Annotated in this window: 1 pseudogene; it reads left to right on the top strand. The window is 31.4% G+C overall.

What is annotated here, in order from left to right:
- Window positions 1–263 precede the first annotated feature (263 nt).
- Window positions 264–1018: pseudogene (locus ACFFJP_RS20410) on the top strand (IS110-like element ISSep2 family transposase); the annotation flags it as partial.

The raw sequence follows: 1018 nt of genomic DNA, 5'->3' as shown, positions 1-1018 counted from the left end.
AAATCATTTAAAACATACTAAGATTAGCTATGAAGAAATCTATGACGATAGATTTTTTCATAGCTATTTTTTATAGTTATAGAGAGAAGTAGACTGTCCAGACTCTTGGATTTTAAATCCGTATAAAAAACAAGTCAGCTTTACTCTCGCCTTTTGAAATTCGTTTGTAGTATGTTGGGTTCTTGAAACCGTGTATAGGAAAATGAAATGAGAAAGGTTGAGTAAAGTTTTTAGCTTCTCAATTATTCAAAGGAGGTTTTTTTATCGATTACTTAGGTGTTGATATTAGTAAAAGAAGTAGTGTAGTTGCACATTATAAAAATGGAAAATTCCAAAAAGAGTTTTTCATCCAAAATAATAAAAATGGTTACAATTATTTACTCAAGTATTTGAATGACTTAGACCACCCACAACTCATTTTTGAATCTACAGGTATCTATTCAAGAGGTATGGAACGATTTTGTTGTGTAAATCAAATTAACTATATTCAAATGAATCCGTTAGAAGCCAAATTTAAAACGAGCACTCTAAGATCATGGAAAACTGATCAGGCAGATGCTCATAAGCTTGCTTGTTTAGGACCGACGCTTAAACAAACAGACAACTTACCTATACATGAGTTAATATTCTTTGAATTAAGAGAACACGTCCGTTTTCATCTAGAAATCGAGAATGAACAAAATCGACTTAAATTTCAGATCCTTGAATTATTCCATCAAACATTCCCTGGTTTAGAAAGATTATTCAGTAGTCGATATTCAATCATTGCACTCAACATCGCAGAAATCTTTACTCATCCAGACATGGTTCTTGATATCGACAAGGAGGTACTGATTACACATATATTCAATTCTACAGATAAAGGAATGTCAATGGATAAAGCTACAAAATATGCACTTCAATTAAGAGTGATTGCTCAAGAAAGCTATCCTAATGTCGATAGACATTCCTTTCTAGTCGAAAAATTACGCTTACTTATTCAACAATTAAAACAATCTATTCATCATCTCAAACAATT

Source organism: Rheinheimera tilapiae, from assembly GCF_042432165.1.
GTDB lineage: Bacteria > Pseudomonadota > Gammaproteobacteria > Enterobacterales > Alteromonadaceae > Pararheinheimera > Pararheinheimera tilapiae.
The sequence above is the reverse complement of the archived record's forward strand: the minus strand, read 5'-3'. Positions and strand labels throughout refer to the sequence as shown.